This is a genomic window from Corynebacterium sp. LK10 (assembly GCF_008042455.1).
Taxonomy (GTDB): domain Bacteria; phylum Actinomycetota; class Actinomycetes; order Mycobacteriales; family Mycobacteriaceae; genus Corynebacterium; species Corynebacterium jeikeium_D.
The window spans coordinates 51,830-67,486 of the sequence record NZ_NOVT01000007.1 but is presented as its reverse complement, the minus strand read 5'-3'; the positions used below and the strand labels follow the sequence as shown (position 1 = coordinate 67,486).

Here is a 15,657-nt window from a genome sequence, read left to right as displayed (position 1 = left end):
CCGCTGAACTCGGTTGAGCTCAGTGACGGGAGCATATGGCTAGATGGCTGGCAGAAGTAGGTGTATTGGGCGCAATTAAGGCCATGCTTGCCAGGAGGATTCGTGCCACCGAAGGTCACAGACACTCGCACTGCTCAGAACGAGGCTCTTCACAAGGTCGAAGAAAAGACCGCTGCTGGCGCACGGCGAATTGTGGCTACCTTCGCCGAGGACTTCTACGATGCCGTCACTCTGATGTGCATGCTCGGAGTGGAGAAGGAAGGCCTGAGCTTCAAGAAGGTTCACGAGGAGTACGAGAAGGAAAACGCTCCGAAGACCGCAAAGCGCACACGCAAGTCCACTAAGAAGACTGCAAAGAAGTCGGCCAAGAAGGCAGCAAAGAAGACCACTCGTAAGACGGCGAAGAAGGCTACAAAGAAGGCCGCCAAGAAGACGACGAAGAAGGCTGCTAAGAAGAGCACCAAGAAGGCAGCTAACTAACGGGGTCACGCAGCATGGGGCGGAGCGGGAAAAAGGCGGTTGCCACAGTAGCTGTCGTTGCGGCGGTGTCCATGACGGCTACCGCATGCCAGGCAAAGCCGGCAGCGGAGATCGTCGGCAAGCAGTGGCAGATAACCGCGATTTTTGATGACCCAAACCTGCCCCACGGTGTGCCGGACGGAACGCAGGCACCGACTATTACGCTGGGGCAGACAACATATACTTTCGCTGATTCCTGTGGCAACGGCTCTGGTTCGCTGCAGTGGAAGGGCGAGGCGGTCGAATTCGGCGCCCCGGAGCAGACTCGCAGTTTGGACTGCTCAGACCAGGCGCAGACCTATTCGGAGCGCTTCCACAAGATTGTTGCGGGCGAATTCACCTACAAGCAGGACAACAACGGTCTGCGCATGCGAGAGATGAAAGACCCCAAGCCAGGCGAGGATCGCCGTGGCTGGACTGCGACAACCTCGGGTTACACCGAGGGGCGCTGACGCCACTTCTGATCGACAGGCGCATCGGTGCCGGGGTGAGAAACCCGTGCGTAAGAACCGCGGTGGTAAATGAGCGGATTGATTTCTTCACGCTTGCCGATAGCCACAATATCCGCCGTCACAATCCAGTGATCGCCGCCTTCGTAAACATCGACGACGGTGCAATCAATCCACACGGAGCAGCCGTGCAATAAAGGGTTGCCCAGCTCAGAGCGGGTCCACTTCCCCGTCTTGAACTTTTCGCCATTACTGCGGCCGAAGGCTGCCGAGATATCCTCCTGATCCTCGGCCAACACATTGACGGAGAAGCGTCCAGCGTTCCGTATATGCGGCCAAGACCGCGAGGTCTTCATGACAGTAAACAGAACCATCGGTGGAGTGAGACTCAGCGAGGAAAAAGACTGGCAGGCGAAACCGTACGCTTCGCCTTCATCCTCGGTGGCGATAATGGTCACGCCTGTGGTGAACTCACTCATCGCGCCACGGATAGACATTTCATCCAATTCGACGGGGCCGCCAAGTTCGACATGGTCGTCGCGGGTAGCTTCCGGACTATTGAGAGCCGCAGCTGATTGGTCGGTGCTCGAATTTGTTGAATCTGTCATGTAATAGACCTTAATCTGAATCCGAACACAGTAAAGACGAGGTGGGGTTTACCACCCCAAGAGCCCCCGATAGCGCCACGATGTTGTTACCCTCGTCGGCCCGCTACCCGGCTGACGGTGCCGACGGCGCTGCGGTTGTCGATCCAACGACAAACTCAGTCTCCAACAAGACGCGAGGAGCGCGACCGCTGTCCTCGCGTGCGGCCTCAAGCTCCTCGGCCAGCGCGCGGCCGACGGCAATGCCCTTCTGCCTATTCGGCTGAATTACAGTGGTCAGCTTGTGGAAGAGGGCGCGCTCGATTCCGTCAAAGCCTGTGATGGACAGGTCCTCCGGAACACGAATTCCGTTCTCCTTGGCATATTCCAAGACCGCAATTGCCTGAGTATCCGTGGTACAGACCACCGCCGTGAGATCCGGGTTGTCGGTCAGCAGCTGGCGAGCCGCATCGCGGTTATTCTCGCGGTCATTGAGGTGACGCTCGATGATAGGCACATCTGCCTGCTGAATACCGGCCTCGGCAAGCGCTTCCAGCGCACCTTCGACGCGGTTCTTCTGCACCTGGTGATGAGCTTCTGCCAGCCGCTTCTCCGTGACATATCCCGAGTTCGGGGTACGCGACAAGCGCACCGAAAGGATTCCCACCTTGCGATGTCCCAGTTCAGTCAGGTGCCGCACCGCGGGCTTGATGGCCTCACGGTCGTCGATGCCCACAAACGGTAGAGCCGCCGCATCTGCAGGCTGGTCACACACGACCGTCGGCAAGCCGCGAGCGCGCACGGCAGCGAGGAACGGGTCGTTGTCCGCGACGGAGTAGACCACGAAACCGTCGACCACCGCTTGCCGAATCAGATTGAGATCTACGTCCCCGCCCTCCTCGGAGGAAGCTGGAATGACCAACATGGAGTCGCCCATTTCGCCGAGCTCCTCTGCGAGGCCGGCGAGAAAATCCACCGACGCAGGGTCTTCAAAAGCGAACGGGAGGTGCTCGGTGAACAGCACGCCGATGGCGCCAACCCGGCGCATGCGCAGACCCCGAGCCATTGGGTCCGGCCCGGGATAGCCAAGCCGCTCCGCAGTTTCCAAGATGTGCTCTCGCAACTTCTCCGAGAGCTGGTCAGGACGGTTGTAAGCGTTAGACACAGTCGTGCGCGAGACCCCAAGTTCTGCAGCGATGGAAGCCAAGGTGCCACGACGACGCCGACTTTGCACGGAATACCAACCCTTCTTGAAAAACCAACAGCGACTGCCCGCTCAGATATCTTCGTCCAGCTACCTCAGGTAGAAAACCTCGATTTTATGGAAAAGAACTACAACGAGCATCACACGCATCTAATCGCGGACAACTTTACCCAACGAATGTGCGCGACTGTCATTTCGGCCACTCCGGCAGAGGCCCGCCTTGTGACTGGGTCTCCGCAGCCCCTACTATGTTCTTTGAACTAAAAGACAACTGTTTTCAATAGCGGTTAATGCTCAGGAGCTGAATAAAAGGAATAATTCAGCCCGCAACAGGATTGGATACATACATGAAGGCACGCTTTTCCACGCGCATCGCGGCGCTAGTCGCCAGCGCCGGCCTCGTCGCAGGTCTCGGCGCATGCTCCAGCAATGATGACAGCGCTACGTCCGCGGGCAAGTCCGAAGACACCATTAAGGTGGTCACCTCCACCAAGGTCTGGGCAGACGTCGCCGACGCAGTCACCGACGACGAGAAGGTCTCCATCGACCCGATTATCGCGTCCAACGACATCGATCCTCACTCCTACGAACCGGCCGCAGCCGACATGGCAAAGGTAGAGGACGCCGATATTCTCGTCGCAGGTGGCGGGCATTACGACGCATGGCTGACCTCCTCTCTGCGTGACGCAAAGGATAAGGTCATCATCTCTGCGCTGCCGCAGGAAGAGGGCCACAACCACGATCACGATCACGAAGGCCATAACCATGATCACGAGGGCCACGATCACGACCACGATCACGAGGGCCATGACCACGACCATGGCGACCACGACGGCCACGAGCACCACCACCACGATGGCGAGGCCAACGAGCACGTCTGGTACAACACCGATGCGGTTGAAGAAACTGCAGAGCAGCTCGCCGAAGCTCTGACCAAGATGGGCGCCAAGGCCGACACCAAGGCTGTCGATAAGGAAATCAAGGACATCGAAGAGGCCAAGAGCAAGCTCAAGGCCGCTAAGGTTGCTCAAGTTCACCCGCTGGCCGATGACATCCTGAAGGACACGAAGGTCGAGGACATCACCCCGAAGGGCTACCGTCAGTCCACGCTGAATGAGTCCGAGCCGTCGGCAAGCGATGTCAATGAAATGCTGAAGCTGATCGAGTCCGGCGAGTTGGACTACCTCATCGACGCACCGCAGACCCACGACCAGGTCTCGCAGCGACTCGTCGAGGCTGCCAAGGCAAAGGGCGTTAAAATCGTCGATGTTTTTGAGTCGCCGAGCGCTGACCAGTCGTTCTTTGATCTCTACAAGCAAACCCTTTCCGATATGGAGTCCGCATAACTTTGCCCTCACTGACTTTTACTGACGCAGCCGTTGAGCCGCTGTGGTCCGGTCTCAATTTGAATATCGAACCTGGCGAGTTCTTGGCCATCCTGGGCCCCAACGGCGTCGGCAAATCCACGCTGCTGACCACTGCCCTTGGCATGCGCCGGCTGACTCACGGTTCAGTAAAAGTCGACGGAAACCTGGGCTACATTCCACAGCAGCGGATGTTCGAGCCCTCACTGCCCATTCGGGTTCGCGACCTCGTCGAGCTGGCAGCCGGCAAGAACCGCTCCGCCACCGACGAAATGCTGGACTTTGTCGGCGCGGGCGGTATTGCGGACCGTCGCGTCGGCACGCTCTCTGGCGGTCAGCAACAGCTTGTCCGTCAGGCGCAGGCGCTCGTTTCGGCGCCGGATTTTTTGCTTTGCGACGAGCCTCTGCTCTCCCTCGACCCTGCGGCGCAACGGACCACGGTCGAGCGCCTGGACCGGCATCGCAGGGAAAACGACACGGCAGTCGTCTTCGTCACCCACGACATCAACCCCATCCTGGGCGTCTGTGACCGGGTGCTCTACCTGACGCCGCATGGACATGCGGTCGGATCGGTCGAGGAAATCATCACTTCAGAGACGCTCTCGGAGCTCTACCAAACCAACATTGCGGTTGCCCGTGTCGAGGGAAAGCTGGTTATCGTCTAATGACCCTACTGACTCAGTATTTCTCCGACACCGCTGCTCTGCTCCAAGTCGGGTTCGTCCACAATGCTCTCATCGCGGCAGCTCTACTCGGGCTAATCTCCGGCATCATTTCGCCACTGATCGTCATGCGACAGATGAGTTTCACGGTCCACGGCACCAGCGAGCTGGCACTTATGGGTGCATCCGCGGCCCTAATACTTGGTGTCAGTGTCAGCAGCGGTGCCATTATCGGTTCGGTGCTCATCGCAATAGTCCTGGCGGCACTGTCGCTTCGAGGGCGCCAAGATGCGGTCGTGGGCGTGGTCTTGAGCTTCGGCATGGGCTTATCGGTGCTGTTTATCCACCTCTACCCCGGCCGGACAAGTACCGCGTTTTCACTTCTCACCGGCCAAATCATTGGTCTGACTGACACTTCTCTATGGACGATGGCCATCGTCGCGGTCATCGTCGTCGGCGGCGTTGCCTGGAAATGGCGGCCGCTGCTATTCGCCTCCGCCGACCCCATCATGGCCGCCGCCTGTGGTGTCAACGTGAAGGCGCTATCGATCTACTTCGCGATTCTCACCGGTCTCGTCGCCGCCCAGGGCGTACAGATTGTCGGCTCTCTGCTCGTCATCGCCCTCATCATCACCCCTGGTGCTGCGGCCGCATTCGTCACCGCCTCTCCTGTAAAGGCCATCATCCTGTCGACCATCTTCGCCGAGGTCGCGGCCGTCGGCGGCATTGTTCTCTCACTCGCACCGGGCATCCCGGTCAGCGTTCTAGTGACGACAATCGCATTTGTCATCTACCTGATCTGCTACGCCATCGGAACGGTGCAATCGCGCAAGGCAACGCGTGACGACGTCCAGGCTGCCAAGTGGAGCAAATAGACGCATACGCTTTTCGGAGTGGCTTTTAAAACAACAAAAACATCGGGCAGCCCCTCGAGTGACGATTGCGGAGAAGGTGCGCACCTTCCCTCTCGCCACCGAGGGGCTGCCCGTATTTTTTGCTGGATTCTCTAAAAGAAGACTCCAATACCCCCAGCTCTTTTTAAGACTGCGAGACTGCCGAAATGGGGTGACCCGGCAGACAGAAAAACTAACGCTGAGGATGTCATGGTCTGACATCTCAGTGACCCAAAGCTAGCTGTACAAGCCACCGCTAGGTCCGTGAGCATCCCTAAATTACGGCCAATTACGCCCCTATTTCTAGGAGCATGATTTGCCCGCCCTCCCCTTCGGGAATCTACGGATAATTTTCTGTTGGAAGTGATAATAACGCTGTTATTTCTGCAGCGCACGCCGGAAATAGAATTATCTTTAAAGCGCTGAACTACTGGGGGTAGCCATAAGTACCAGTCGCAATTTAGAACCCAAAATACCCCACGTAAACGCCATTACTATAACGAATTGATAATGGCGCCTACGGGGGTATCAAATGCGCTACTGACTACTCTTTGCCCGCCGCTGGCGGGCAAACTCGCTCAGAGTCACACCGGCAGCAACGGAAGCATTAAGCGACTCCACCCAACCGGTCATCGGAATGGACATGATGGTGTCACAGGTATCGCGCACCAGGCGCGAAAGCCCCTTGCCCTCAGAGCCGACGACCACAACCACCGGGGTGGTGCCGTCGTAAGTATCCAGAGTGTGGTCGCCACCGGCGTCCAGACCAACAACCTGGTAGCCAGCCTTCTGGAACTGCTTGAGCGAGCGCACCATGTTGGTCGCACGCGCAACTGGCAGGCGTGCAGCGGTACCGGCAGAGGTACGCCAGGCCACGCCCGTAATAGCAGCCGAGCGACGCTCCGGGATCACCACGCCGTGACCGCCAAAGGCCGCCACCGAGCGGATGACCGCACCCAGGTTACGGGGGTCGGTGATGTTATCCAGGCAGACGATAAGGCCCGGCTCCCCGGTCTTGGCCACCGAATCAATCAGATCTTCGACCGACGAGTACTTGTACGGCGGAATCTGCAGGCCGATGCCCTGGTGCATGGTGTTGCCAGTCATGGTGTCCAGCTCGTGGCGGGGTACCTCGCGAATCGGGATACCACGGGAGTTAGCAATACGCACTGCCTCCTGCAGGCGCTCGTCATTGTCGGTGCCCAACGCCACAATCAGCGCTGCCGCTGGCACCTTTGCATGCAGGCACTCCACGACCGGGTTACGGCCAACTACCAGCTCGGTGCCATCCCCCTTGCGCTCATGACGCCCCGAGTCACGGCGGCGCTTCTCTTTCGCCCGCTTATGAGCTGCGTGATAAACGCGGTCCTCTGCTTTCGGGGTCGGCCCCTTGCCACGCAAGCCACGCTTTTGGCCACCGGAGCCGCCAACGTTCTTCTTGCTTGCCTTGCGCACCGCACCACGACGACCGTTGCCTGCCATAGCTACCTGCTTCCTGTTGTTAATAGTTTTCTTTAGCTTTAGTCAGCGACAGACCATGCTGGACCATCCGCGGTATCAGTTACCTCGATACCCGCTTCCTTCAGACGGTCGCGCACAGCATCAGCCGTAGCCCAGTCCTTCTCGGCACGAGCCCGGGTGCGCTCCTCCAACTGGTGCTCAACCAGCACACCGAGCGCATGCATTGCTGCATCAGAACCAGAATCGGAGGTTGCCCACTGCTCATTCAGCGGATCGAATCCAAGGACTGCGGCCATAGCGCGGACAGCACCGGCAATCTCCTTGGCCTTGGTCTCGTCGCCGTCGGCAAGCGCCTGATTGCCCCCACGGACAGCGTTGTGGATTTCCGCGAGCGCGCGTGGGACGGCGAGGTCGTCGTCGAGCGCTGCTTCGAACGCCGGCGTCCACTCACCGATTTCGATATCGCCGAGCTTATCGACGGCACGGTGCATAAACGCCTCGATACGACGGTAGCCCGCTGCCGCTTCCTGCAGAGCCTCCTCGGAGTACTCCAGCACGGAGCGGTAGTGCGCACTACCGAGGTAGTAACGCAGCTCAACCGGACGAACCATGGTCAGGATATGCGGCACGGACAACACGTTGCCGAGCGACTTCGACATCTTTTCGCCGGCCATTGTGACCCAGTGATTGTGCATCCAGTAGCGAGCAAAGCCGTCGCCGGCTGCGTGCGACTGCGCAATCTCGTTTTCATGATGCGGGAACTGCAGGTCGAGGCCGCCACAGTGGATGTCGAACTCCGAGCCCAAGTAGTAGGTGGCCATGGCGGAGCACTCCAGGTGCCAGCCCGGCCGGCCATTGCCCCACGGCGTCGGCCACGAGGGCTCGCCCGGCTTGGCAGCCTTCCACAGTGCGAAATCGTGCGCACCGCGCTTGCCCGGAGTATTGGTCTCGCCCTGCTCCATCTCGTCGACGCGGTTGCCGGACAGGCTGCCGTAGTCGCTGCCTTCAGCCTTGGACCAGGCATCCACGTCGAAATAGACGCTGCCATCGACAGCGTAGGCGAAGCCGTTATCCATCAGACGCTGCATATACTCCACCATCTGAGTGACATGCCCGGTAGCGCGCGGCTCAACGCTCGGCGGGAGAACACCGAGCTGGTTGTAAGCCCAGGTAAATTCGCGCTCAAAGCGAGAGACCCACTCCCACCAAGGACGGCCGTGCTCGGCGGCCTTGTTCAAAATCTTGTCATCGATATCGGTGACGTTGCGCACAAAGGCGACGTCATACCCCTTGGCGATCAGCCAACGGCGCAAGATATCAAAGGCCACGCCGGAGCGAACATGGCCAATGTGCGGCTGAGCCTGCGGGGTCGCACCGCACAGGTAAATGGAGGCATGCCCCTCGCGGAGAGGCTCAAAATCCTTCAGTTGGCGGGTTGCGGTATCGAAGATTTGAAAAGTCACAGCCCCGAGCATAGCGGGGAAATAGATACGGGTGAAAAAGAGAAAACGGCTAGCGCACACGGGCAATGTGTGTGCGCTAGCCGTTATCCGGAAAAGTGCAGAAAATCCCTACTGGGTGGAAAACCGATAAGGGGGCTCGACTTATGCGTCTGCGTCCAGGTCCACCGGCTTATCGTCGGCCTCGTCCTTCTTCTCACCGGCGGCACCTTCCTGTGCCAGGGCGCGGTGACGCTCGATAGTGGCATCGACGCGGGCAAAAACTTCCTCGACCTTGGCCTCATCAACGCCGTCGGCAAGCGCGAGCTCACCGACGAGAACCTGGCGAGCCTTGCTCAACATACGCTTTTCGCCGGCGGACAGACCGCGATCCTGATCACGGCGCCACAGGTCACGAACTACCTCAGCGACCTTGTTAATGTCGCCCGAACCCAGGCGCTCCTGGTTGGCCTTGTAGCGACGGGACCAGTTGCCGGCCTCTTCCACGTCGGTCTCACGCAGAACGGAGAAGACCTTCAGCAGCCCCTCTTCACCGACAACGTCGCGGACACCGACCAGCTCGGCATTCTTGGCGGGCACCTGGATATTCAGATCACTCTGCAGAATCTGCAGTACGAGGTACTGAACGGTCTCGCCGTTAAGCTCTCGTTCAATGATGTTTTCGATTTTCGCAGCTCCGTGGTGCGGATAAACTACGGTATCGCCAATGCTGAATTCCATGTAATGCACACGCCCTTTCCAACGGCCTTCCACCCTATCATGTCCCCCCATGATTTTACGGGTAGTATGAGAACATCTTAGGAAGACACTAAGGTGTTCTTTAAATACTGAAAATCCTATCGCCCATCCTCAAGCTACTGGAGGAAATCTAGTCATGGCCTTCAAGTCCGTACTTCGCCGCAGCGCCCTCATCACCGTCTCCGCAGCATCCGCAGTTGCACTTGCTGCTTGTGGCGCCGGTCAGATTTCGCAGACCGCAAATCAGCACCCGGCTGTAGACGGTGCGATGAACGGCGGCGAAGATGCTGCCGGCAAGGGTGCTGAGAACACCAACTCGGCTCTTGGCTTCGTCAACATCCGCGACGCTCACATCCTGGTCGACCCGGAGGCTGGTACCGCTGGTCTGAAGTTCTCCGCCAGCAACCAGCAGCGCGCTACCGAGTCGGTCTACAAGCTGAAGTCCGTCACCGTTGAAGGTATCGGCGAGGTTGAGCTGAAGAAGGTCGCTGAGACTCCTTCCTTCGCTAAGGCTGCCAAGGGCGAGAACTCCTTGCCGCGCGAGTGCCAGATTGTTGCCGGCCCGAAGTCCGTCATCGATCCGCTGGCTAAGACCGCTAAGGACAACACCGGCTGCATCGCGTACTACACCAATGAGCTGGACCCGGCCACCCTGGTTGGCGACAAGAGCAGCGCTGCTGGCCAGAACCGCGAGGCCACCTTCGAGTTCACTGACCCGCAGGGCAACACCAACACCTACGACCTGGACATCACCGTCTCCGCTGACATTCTGGAAGCTGGCGCACCGAACCGCGGTGCTGACGGCATGATTGAAACCAAGTAAGCGCAGTACAGCGCGTTCCCTGCGCTGTTCGTGCGCAGCGCACTATCAGCGCTGGTACAGCGCAGTCCTGTCCCGCAAATAACGCGAGGAGCTTCATCGAGCGGGCATGGGCGATTGGTCGCTTGATACGGGCCACGGCGGTACAGTCAGTCCTTGACACATGTCATTGACTCTGCCCTGGCCCGTTCTCGCGTATCTGGGGCAATTTTTTAGCGACATTTCCCGCACATCCCGCACCAAACGTTGTCGGGTCTGTCGCCCCCTCGTTTGAAGCAAAGGTGGTTGCACCGTGGCCAAGACCAAAGACGAAGCCTACGAATGCTCGGCATGCGGTTGGCAGGTGTCAAAATGGGTCGGCCAATGTCCCAACTGCAAAGAGTGGGGCACGCTGGAGAAGGTCACTATCCGCTCCAGCAGCGGGAAGTCCGGCTCCACCCTTGAGGACAAAATCGCCGCCCGGGCAGCCAAGCAACGTCGCCGGAGTGCTGCCGCAACGGAGCCCGGCACGCGGGGCGGTCGTCGTAAAGCATCTTCCACTTCCGTCGCGGCTGAGAGCCAGCGTTTAGCACAGCGCGCGCTTGACGACGAGGCGGAGGAACGTTTCCTCGCCGAGACATCCGCAACAGATCGAATCCCCACTTCTTCTTCTGAGCTGACGGCCATTACCGGGATTTCCGCCAAGGCTGCGCACGCGGTGCGCACGGGCATCGGTGAGCTGGATCGGGTGCTCGGTTCGGGTATTGTGCCGGGTTCGTTGGTGCTCTTGGCCGGCGAGCCGGGGGTTGGTAAGTCGACGTTGCTGCTGGAAGTGGCCTATCGCTGCGCGGAAGGCGATTTGGGGCCGACACTTTACGTCACAGGTGAGGAGTCGGTCGGTCAGGTGCGGCTGCGTGCCGAACGCACTGGCGCGCTGTCGGACTCGCTGTACCTGTCGGCGGTGTCGAATATCGAGGACGTCATCGATCTGACGCTAGAGCTCTCCCCCGGTCTGCTCATTGTGGACTCCGTGCAGACGATGCGTGCCGACGTCGAAGGTGCTCGCGGTGGCGTTGCTCAGGCCCGCGCCGTAACCTCTGCCCTGGCGGCGTTGGCAAAGGAGACCGGGACTGCGATTTTCTTAGTAGGGCACGTGACCAAGGACGGCAATGTGGCCGGCCCGCGCACGATGGAGCACCTGGTTGATGTGGTGCTCAACTTCGAAGGCGATAGACACTCGGGGCTACGCTTCTTGCGGGGTCTGAAAAACCGCTTCGGCAGCACCGATGAGGTGGGCTGCTTCGAGCAGACCGCGGGCGGTATTGCGGAAGTTGAGGATCCCTCGGGGCTGTTTTTGCATCACCGAACGCCGACCTCGGGAACTGCAATTACCGTGGCCATGGATGGCCGCAGACCGCTGCTGGCGGAGGTGCAGGGCCTGGTAATCAACACTGAGGCACATAATCCACGACGCAATGTCTCTGGTCTCGACCCGAGGCGCGTGCCGATGGTCGCGGCCGTGCTGACTGAACACGGTAACTTCAAGCAATTAGCCCGCATGGAGATGTACGTGTCCACCGTCGGCGGAATGACGCTGTCGGAGCCTGCCGCGGACCTGGCGATTGCGCTGGCACTGGCCTCATCCATGACTAAGCGGACCTTCCAGGACAAAACCATTGCACTCGGCGAACTGGGGTTGGCCGGCGAAGTGCGGCGAGTGACCGATTTGGAGTGGCGCCTTAAGGAAGCTCATCGAATGGGCTTCGACACGGCAATTGTGCCCAGAGGCGCAAAAGGCCCGGCAGGGATGCAACTGCTGGAAGCAGGCACCGTTGCCGAGGCCATTGAGCTTGGGTTAGGAGCTAAGCGCTAGCGCATGTTGAACGTGTAGGCGTCAGAGTTGTTGTCACCAATCACGCCGTAGAAGATGTACGACCCGGAGGGAACTGGGACCCGGTCTTCTTCGGAGCACTTGTTCGGCGCCGAGGTCAGACGCGACCAGGTGGCGGCATAGTTGACTTCCTCGCCCGGTGCCAATACCAGTTCACCGTGGCCTTCGGAGTCATTGCAGTCCACATCCGACCAGACTCGCTCATACGTTGCCAGGTCGTACACCTCGAAGCGCAACTGCTGCTCATCAAGGTTCACGCGGCATTCACCGCCGGTGGGATTGTGGACGGTAATCGCCAGAGTCGGCTGCTCATCGCCGTAGTTCGGCTGATCCGAGGTGGCCGTCACCTGCAGATCTGCAAGGGTACAGTCCTTTTTGCTCGCAAGCGCCGCCTGAGCGTTATCCTTCGCGGAGTCTTCGCCTTCCTTGTCGCCCTTCTTGGCGTCCTTGTCAGACTTGTCAGACTTGTCGTTCTCCGAGTCCTTGTCAGACTTAAGCGCGTAAGGTTCCTTGGGCTGTTCCGGAGGAGCCACCTCTTTCCCGTCATCCCTGGTGACATTCACCGGTTCAGAATCCTCGCTGTCCCGGTTTACCAGTGCGGAAATACCCCAGCCCAGGAGAACGAGGATGATAACGAGCAACACCGCCGCGGCGATACGCCGACGCCGGTAGATTTCTGGAGGCAGCTTATTGGTCACACATTTAGGTTAGCGGGTTCTCGCTGACTCCATGGGTAACGACGGTCTCAGCGCGTCCGTCCTCCAAGCGGTACCGCATACCGACAACGCCTACCTCGCCGGTCACCAAGCGCGACGAAATCTCCGGAGAGCGATCAATAATGTGATTAACAATCTCGCGCACGTGGCGACGCTCAAATTCGTCGATTTCAGTCTCGCCATCCTTGCGAGCCGCCAGCAGCGACGGGGTGACTTTCTCAATCAGCACACGCTGGAAACCACCCGGCAGTTCGCCACCATCCAGTGCATTCTTCGCCGCAGCCACAGCGCCGCAGGACTCGTGACCGAGAACAATCACCAGCGGAACTCCAAGACCATCAACTGCGAATTCCAGCGAAGCCAGCACCGACAGGTCAGTAATCTCACCGGCAGTACGGATCACAAATACATCGCCCAAGCCCTGATCGAAAATAATCTCCACCGGAGCGCGGGAATCCGAGCAAGCCAGCACAACGGCCTTCGGCTTCTGCCCCTGCGTCAGCTGCTTACGACGAACCAAGTCCTGGCGAGGATGCGCAGTCTTGCTCTCGCAGAAGCGGAGGTTTCCGCGCACCATCGATTGCCATACACTCTCAGGAGTCCTCTCAGAATTGCTCATAGCTATATTGTGCAACGACTCTGCTGTTTATGGGAAAGCGAGAAGGTAGATTGACCTCTGCAATTAACCAATCCGACGACTTCGACGAACACGTCGATGCCGCCTTACGTGATTGGTATCGCACCAACATGCGGCCACTTCCCTGGCGCGAAGAAGGCACTTCACCATGGGCTGTGCTCGTCAGCGAAGTGATGAGTCAACAGACTCCCGTCGCCCGCGTCATCCCCTCCTGGCGCGCCTGGCTGGAAAAATGGCCCACCCCAGCCGATTTGGCAGTCGCGCCCAAGGATGAAGTCCTACGTATGTGGGGAAAACTCGGCTACCCCCGACGTGCACTCCGGCTGCGTGAATGCGCAGAAAAGATCGTCGAAAAGCACGACGGCGAAGTACCAAGCGACGTGAACACACTGTTAGCCCTTCCGGGGGTAGGAGACTACACAGCTCGGGCAGTAGCGGCGTTTGCTTTTGGCGCGCGCACGCCGGTGGTGGACATCAACGTGCGCCGCGTACTCCGGCGACACCGCCAGGGCACGTACCTACCCGGCATCGCCAAACGCACAGACATGACGCTCGTCAAAGAGTTCCTACCACTCGACCCCACGACTGCGGCCGAGACCTCTGTCGCACTCATGGAACTCGGCGCTACTGTCTGTCGAACGACACCCGAGTGCGAGGCCTGCCCCATCGCCACCAGTTGCGCCTGGATTGCCGCCGGTCGCCCCGAACCCGAAGACCACGAAATCGCCGCTGCGAAACGGCGCGTGCAGAAGTTCGAAGGCACCGACCGTCAAGTCCGGGGCTTGCTTCTCGACGTGCTCCGCGCCGCCGACTCCCCCGTCGAACAGACCGCTCTGGATGCGGTCTGGGATGATACGCATCAGCGTTCCCGCGCATTGTTTTCCCTGCTTGACGACGGACTTGCGGAGCAAACCTCCGATGGCCGCTTCCAGTTGCCCCGTTAGAACCCAGACAATGCTCCGGTAAAGACCAGATTCGAACAAGTGCGTTGCCTAGAATTGGGAACATGAATGCCACGCCCCATCGACCTCAGCGCCAGCGCTGTCTCTTTGGGGCTAGTAAACGCAGAATCGCGCTGAGCATGGTACTTGGAGTTGCTCTTCTGAGCTCTAGCGTGGGAACGCTCGGTGGTTGCTCGGCGGTGGATGGTCTAGGAGCAACTGGCTTCGGTTCCTCGGATTCTGACTCTTCTACGGTGAAGCGATTGCCTCCAGGTCAGGTAATTACGAAGACGCCATTTCCGGTCAATGCGCCCGCACGCGCACAGCGGGTCGTGTTTTCCTCCACAGGCGCACGCGACCACCGCCAGACAGCCGTGTCCGGCACGATTTTGCAGCCCTATACCCGCTGGTCGGAGAAATCCCCGCGCCCACTGGCAGTAATTGCACCTGGAACTCTCGGTATGGCTGATAACTGTGCCAGTTCGGTTGCCCTGCGCTACGAAGCGCCTCCGACGCCTCCGGCACCTCAGTTGCTGGCACAGGGATGGAATGTTGCCATCGTGGATTACCAGGGGCTCGGCACGCCTGGGGTACATCCGTATCTCAACCGTGAGGTTGCCGGGAATAACACGCTCGATATGGCGCGAGCGGCTATTGAAACTTTACAACTGCCTACAGACACTCCCATTGCGCTGTTCGGCTACTCACAGGGCGGAGGCGCCACCGCTGCAGCGGCCGAGCTCGCCGATGAGTATGCCTCGGAGCTGAACATCCGCGCTGTTTACGCCGGGGCTATTCCGGCCGATCTCACCGACACTGCACTGCATATTCGCGGCTCGGCGCTGGCGGGGCTCGTCGGTTACTTCATGAACGGCTTGATTGCAGAGTACCCAGAGGCAAAAGAACCAATCGAGCGCATGCTGAGCCCGCTGGGGCAGGATTTCCTGAAGCTCACGGCCGATGAATGCATTGGCGCCACTGTCGAACGTTGGCCTCGCAATGACACCAAGGCATTTACGGCCAACGACTTGGGGATAGCGGAGAATCTGCGCTCGCCGGAGCTCTCCCCCGTCGTTCGGCGCCACGTGGAAGAACAAGCTCTGGGGACAAAGACTCCCAGTATGCCCGTATTCGTTACCCATAACGCGTTGGATGATGTGTTACCCGTGACGTCGGCACGCAAACTTGTGCAGAAATGGCAAAAGGCCGGCGCCGACATCACCTACGTGGAGGTCGACACTGACCTCGGTGATGGGACGCACGGCCTTGCCTACGTGCTCACCCACGACGAGATGCTTGCGTGGGTGAATCAGAAAATGGGGTACTAGTGTGCTAGCGC

The 15,657-nt window shown here is 59.3% G+C and carries 16 protein-coding genes; 9 read left to right on the top strand and 7 right to left on the bottom strand.

Annotated elements, in window-relative coordinates; translation table 11 throughout:
- The first annotated feature begins 102 nt into the window (after window positions 1–102).
- Window positions 103–480: a hypothetical protein gene (locus CHU70_RS03210; RefSeq protein ID WP_038626573.1), complete on the top strand. Its 378-nt coding sequence runs from the start codon at window positions 103–105 to the stop codon at window positions 478–480.
- 14 nt (window positions 481–494) lie between these two features.
- Window positions 495–971 (top strand): META domain-containing protein, encoded by a 477-nt coding sequence (locus CHU70_RS03205; RefSeq protein ID WP_049189567.1) that lies wholly within the window; start codon window positions 495–497, stop codon window positions 969–971.
- On the opposite strand, the gene CHU70_RS03200 is transcribed toward CHU70_RS03205, so the two are convergent.
- Window positions 953–1,576: a flavin reductase family protein gene (locus CHU70_RS03200; protein WP_049189568.1), complete on the bottom strand. Its 624-nt coding sequence runs from the start codon at window positions 1,574–1,576 to the stop codon at window positions 953–955. The two genes, CHU70_RS03205 and CHU70_RS03200, sit on opposite strands and share 19 nt — an antisense overlap.
- A gap of 103 nt (window positions 1,577–1,679) precedes the next feature.
- Window positions 1,680–2,786 carry a LacI family DNA-binding transcriptional regulator gene (locus tag CHU70_RS03195; RefSeq protein WP_049189569.1) on the bottom strand — a complete coding sequence of 369 codons (1,107 nt, stop codon included), beginning with the start codon at window positions 2,784–2,786 and terminating at the stop codon, window positions 1,680–1,682.
- A gap of 317 nt (window positions 2,787–3,103) precedes the next feature.
- Here CHU70_RS03195 and CHU70_RS03190 point away from each other — a divergent pair, with 317 nt between their 5' ends.
- Genes CHU70_RS03190 through CHU70_RS03180 form a run of 3 tightly spaced genes read left to right on the top strand, consistent with a single transcriptional unit; the run spans window position 3,104 to window position 5,657 of the window.
- Entirely contained in the window at window positions 3,104–4,102 is a 999-nt protein-coding gene (locus CHU70_RS03190) for a metal ABC transporter solute-binding protein, Zn/Mn family (RefSeq protein WP_147719474.1), read from the top strand.
- Window positions 4,103–4,104: 2 nt separating this feature from the next.
- A complete protein-coding gene (locus CHU70_RS03185) occupies window positions 4,105–4,785 on the top strand; it encodes a metal ABC transporter ATP-binding protein (RefSeq protein ID WP_147719473.1) in 681 nt (226 codons plus the stop codon).
- Window positions 4,785–5,657: a metal ABC transporter permease gene (locus CHU70_RS03180; RefSeq protein WP_147739756.1), complete on the top strand. Its 873-nt coding sequence runs from the start codon at window positions 4,785–4,787 to the stop codon at window positions 5,655–5,657. Before CHU70_RS03185 ends, CHU70_RS03180 begins: the two co-directional genes overlap by 1 nt.
- A 555-nt stretch (window positions 5,658–6,212) precedes the next feature.
- Here the strand turns inward: CHU70_RS03180 and rlmB are convergent.
- The 3 genes from rlmB to CHU70_RS03165 form a co-directional block, all read right to left on the bottom strand.
- Window positions 6,213–7,157, bottom strand: coding sequence for a 23S rRNA (guanosine(2251)-2'-O)-methyltransferase RlmB (gene rlmB, locus CHU70_RS03175; protein ID WP_147719472.1), 945 nt, complete (start codon window positions 7,155–7,157; stop codon window positions 6,213–6,215).
- Window positions 7,158–7,195: 38 nt separating this feature from the next.
- Complete coding sequence (gene cysS / locus CHU70_RS03170) at window positions 7,196–8,599, bottom strand: cysteine--tRNA ligase (protein WP_042388940.1); 1,404 nt, start codon at window positions 8,597–8,599, stop codon at window positions 7,196–7,198.
- A 141-nt stretch (window positions 8,600–8,740) separates the two neighbouring features.
- The gene (locus CHU70_RS03165) at window positions 8,741–9,316 is read right to left on the bottom strand and encodes a CarD family transcriptional regulator (protein WP_005510159.1); all 576 of its coding nucleotides are present in this window, start codon (window positions 9,314–9,316) and stop codon (window positions 8,741–8,743) included.
- A 154-nt stretch (window positions 9,317–9,470) separates the two neighbouring features.
- Here CHU70_RS03165 and CHU70_RS03160 point away from each other — a divergent pair, with 154 nt between their 5' ends.
- On the top strand, window positions 9,471–10,157 hold the full coding sequence (locus CHU70_RS03160) for a hypothetical protein (protein ID WP_147719471.1): 687 nt from the start codon (window positions 9,471–9,473) through the stop codon (window positions 10,155–10,157).
- A gap of 289 nt (window positions 10,158–10,446) precedes the next feature.
- Window positions 10,447–12,006: a DNA repair protein RadA gene (gene radA / locus CHU70_RS03155; protein ID WP_049171872.1), complete on the top strand. Its 1,560-nt coding sequence runs from the start codon at window positions 10,447–10,449 to the stop codon at window positions 12,004–12,006.
- Here radA and CHU70_RS03150 read toward each other — a convergent pair.
- Both CHU70_RS03150 and CHU70_RS03145 read right to left on the bottom strand, forming a co-directional pair.
- Window positions 12,003–12,722 (bottom strand): hypothetical protein, encoded by a 720-nt coding sequence (locus CHU70_RS03150; RefSeq protein WP_147739755.1) that lies wholly within the window; start codon window positions 12,720–12,722, stop codon window positions 12,003–12,005. The genes radA and CHU70_RS03150 overlap by 4 nt on opposite strands.
- 4 nt (window positions 12,723–12,726) lie before the next feature.
- Window positions 12,727–13,359 (bottom strand): carbonic anhydrase, encoded by a 633-nt coding sequence (locus tag CHU70_RS03145; RefSeq protein WP_042388218.1) that lies wholly within the window; start codon window positions 13,357–13,359, stop codon window positions 12,727–12,729.
- Between the two features lie 29 nt (window positions 13,360–13,388).
- Between CHU70_RS03145 and CHU70_RS03140 the strand changes: the two genes are divergently transcribed.
- Window positions 13,389–14,321, top strand: a complete 933-nt coding sequence (locus CHU70_RS03140; protein ID WP_049171876.1) for an A/G-specific adenine glycosylase — start codon at window positions 13,389–13,391, stop codon at window positions 14,319–14,321.
- A gap of 137 nt (window positions 14,322–14,458) precedes the next feature.
- Window positions 14,459–15,646, top strand: coding sequence for a lipase family protein (locus CHU70_RS03135; RefSeq protein WP_049171879.1), 1,188 nt, complete (start codon window positions 14,459–14,461; stop codon window positions 15,644–15,646).
- The last annotated feature ends 11 nt before the right edge of the window (window positions 15,647–15,657 follow it).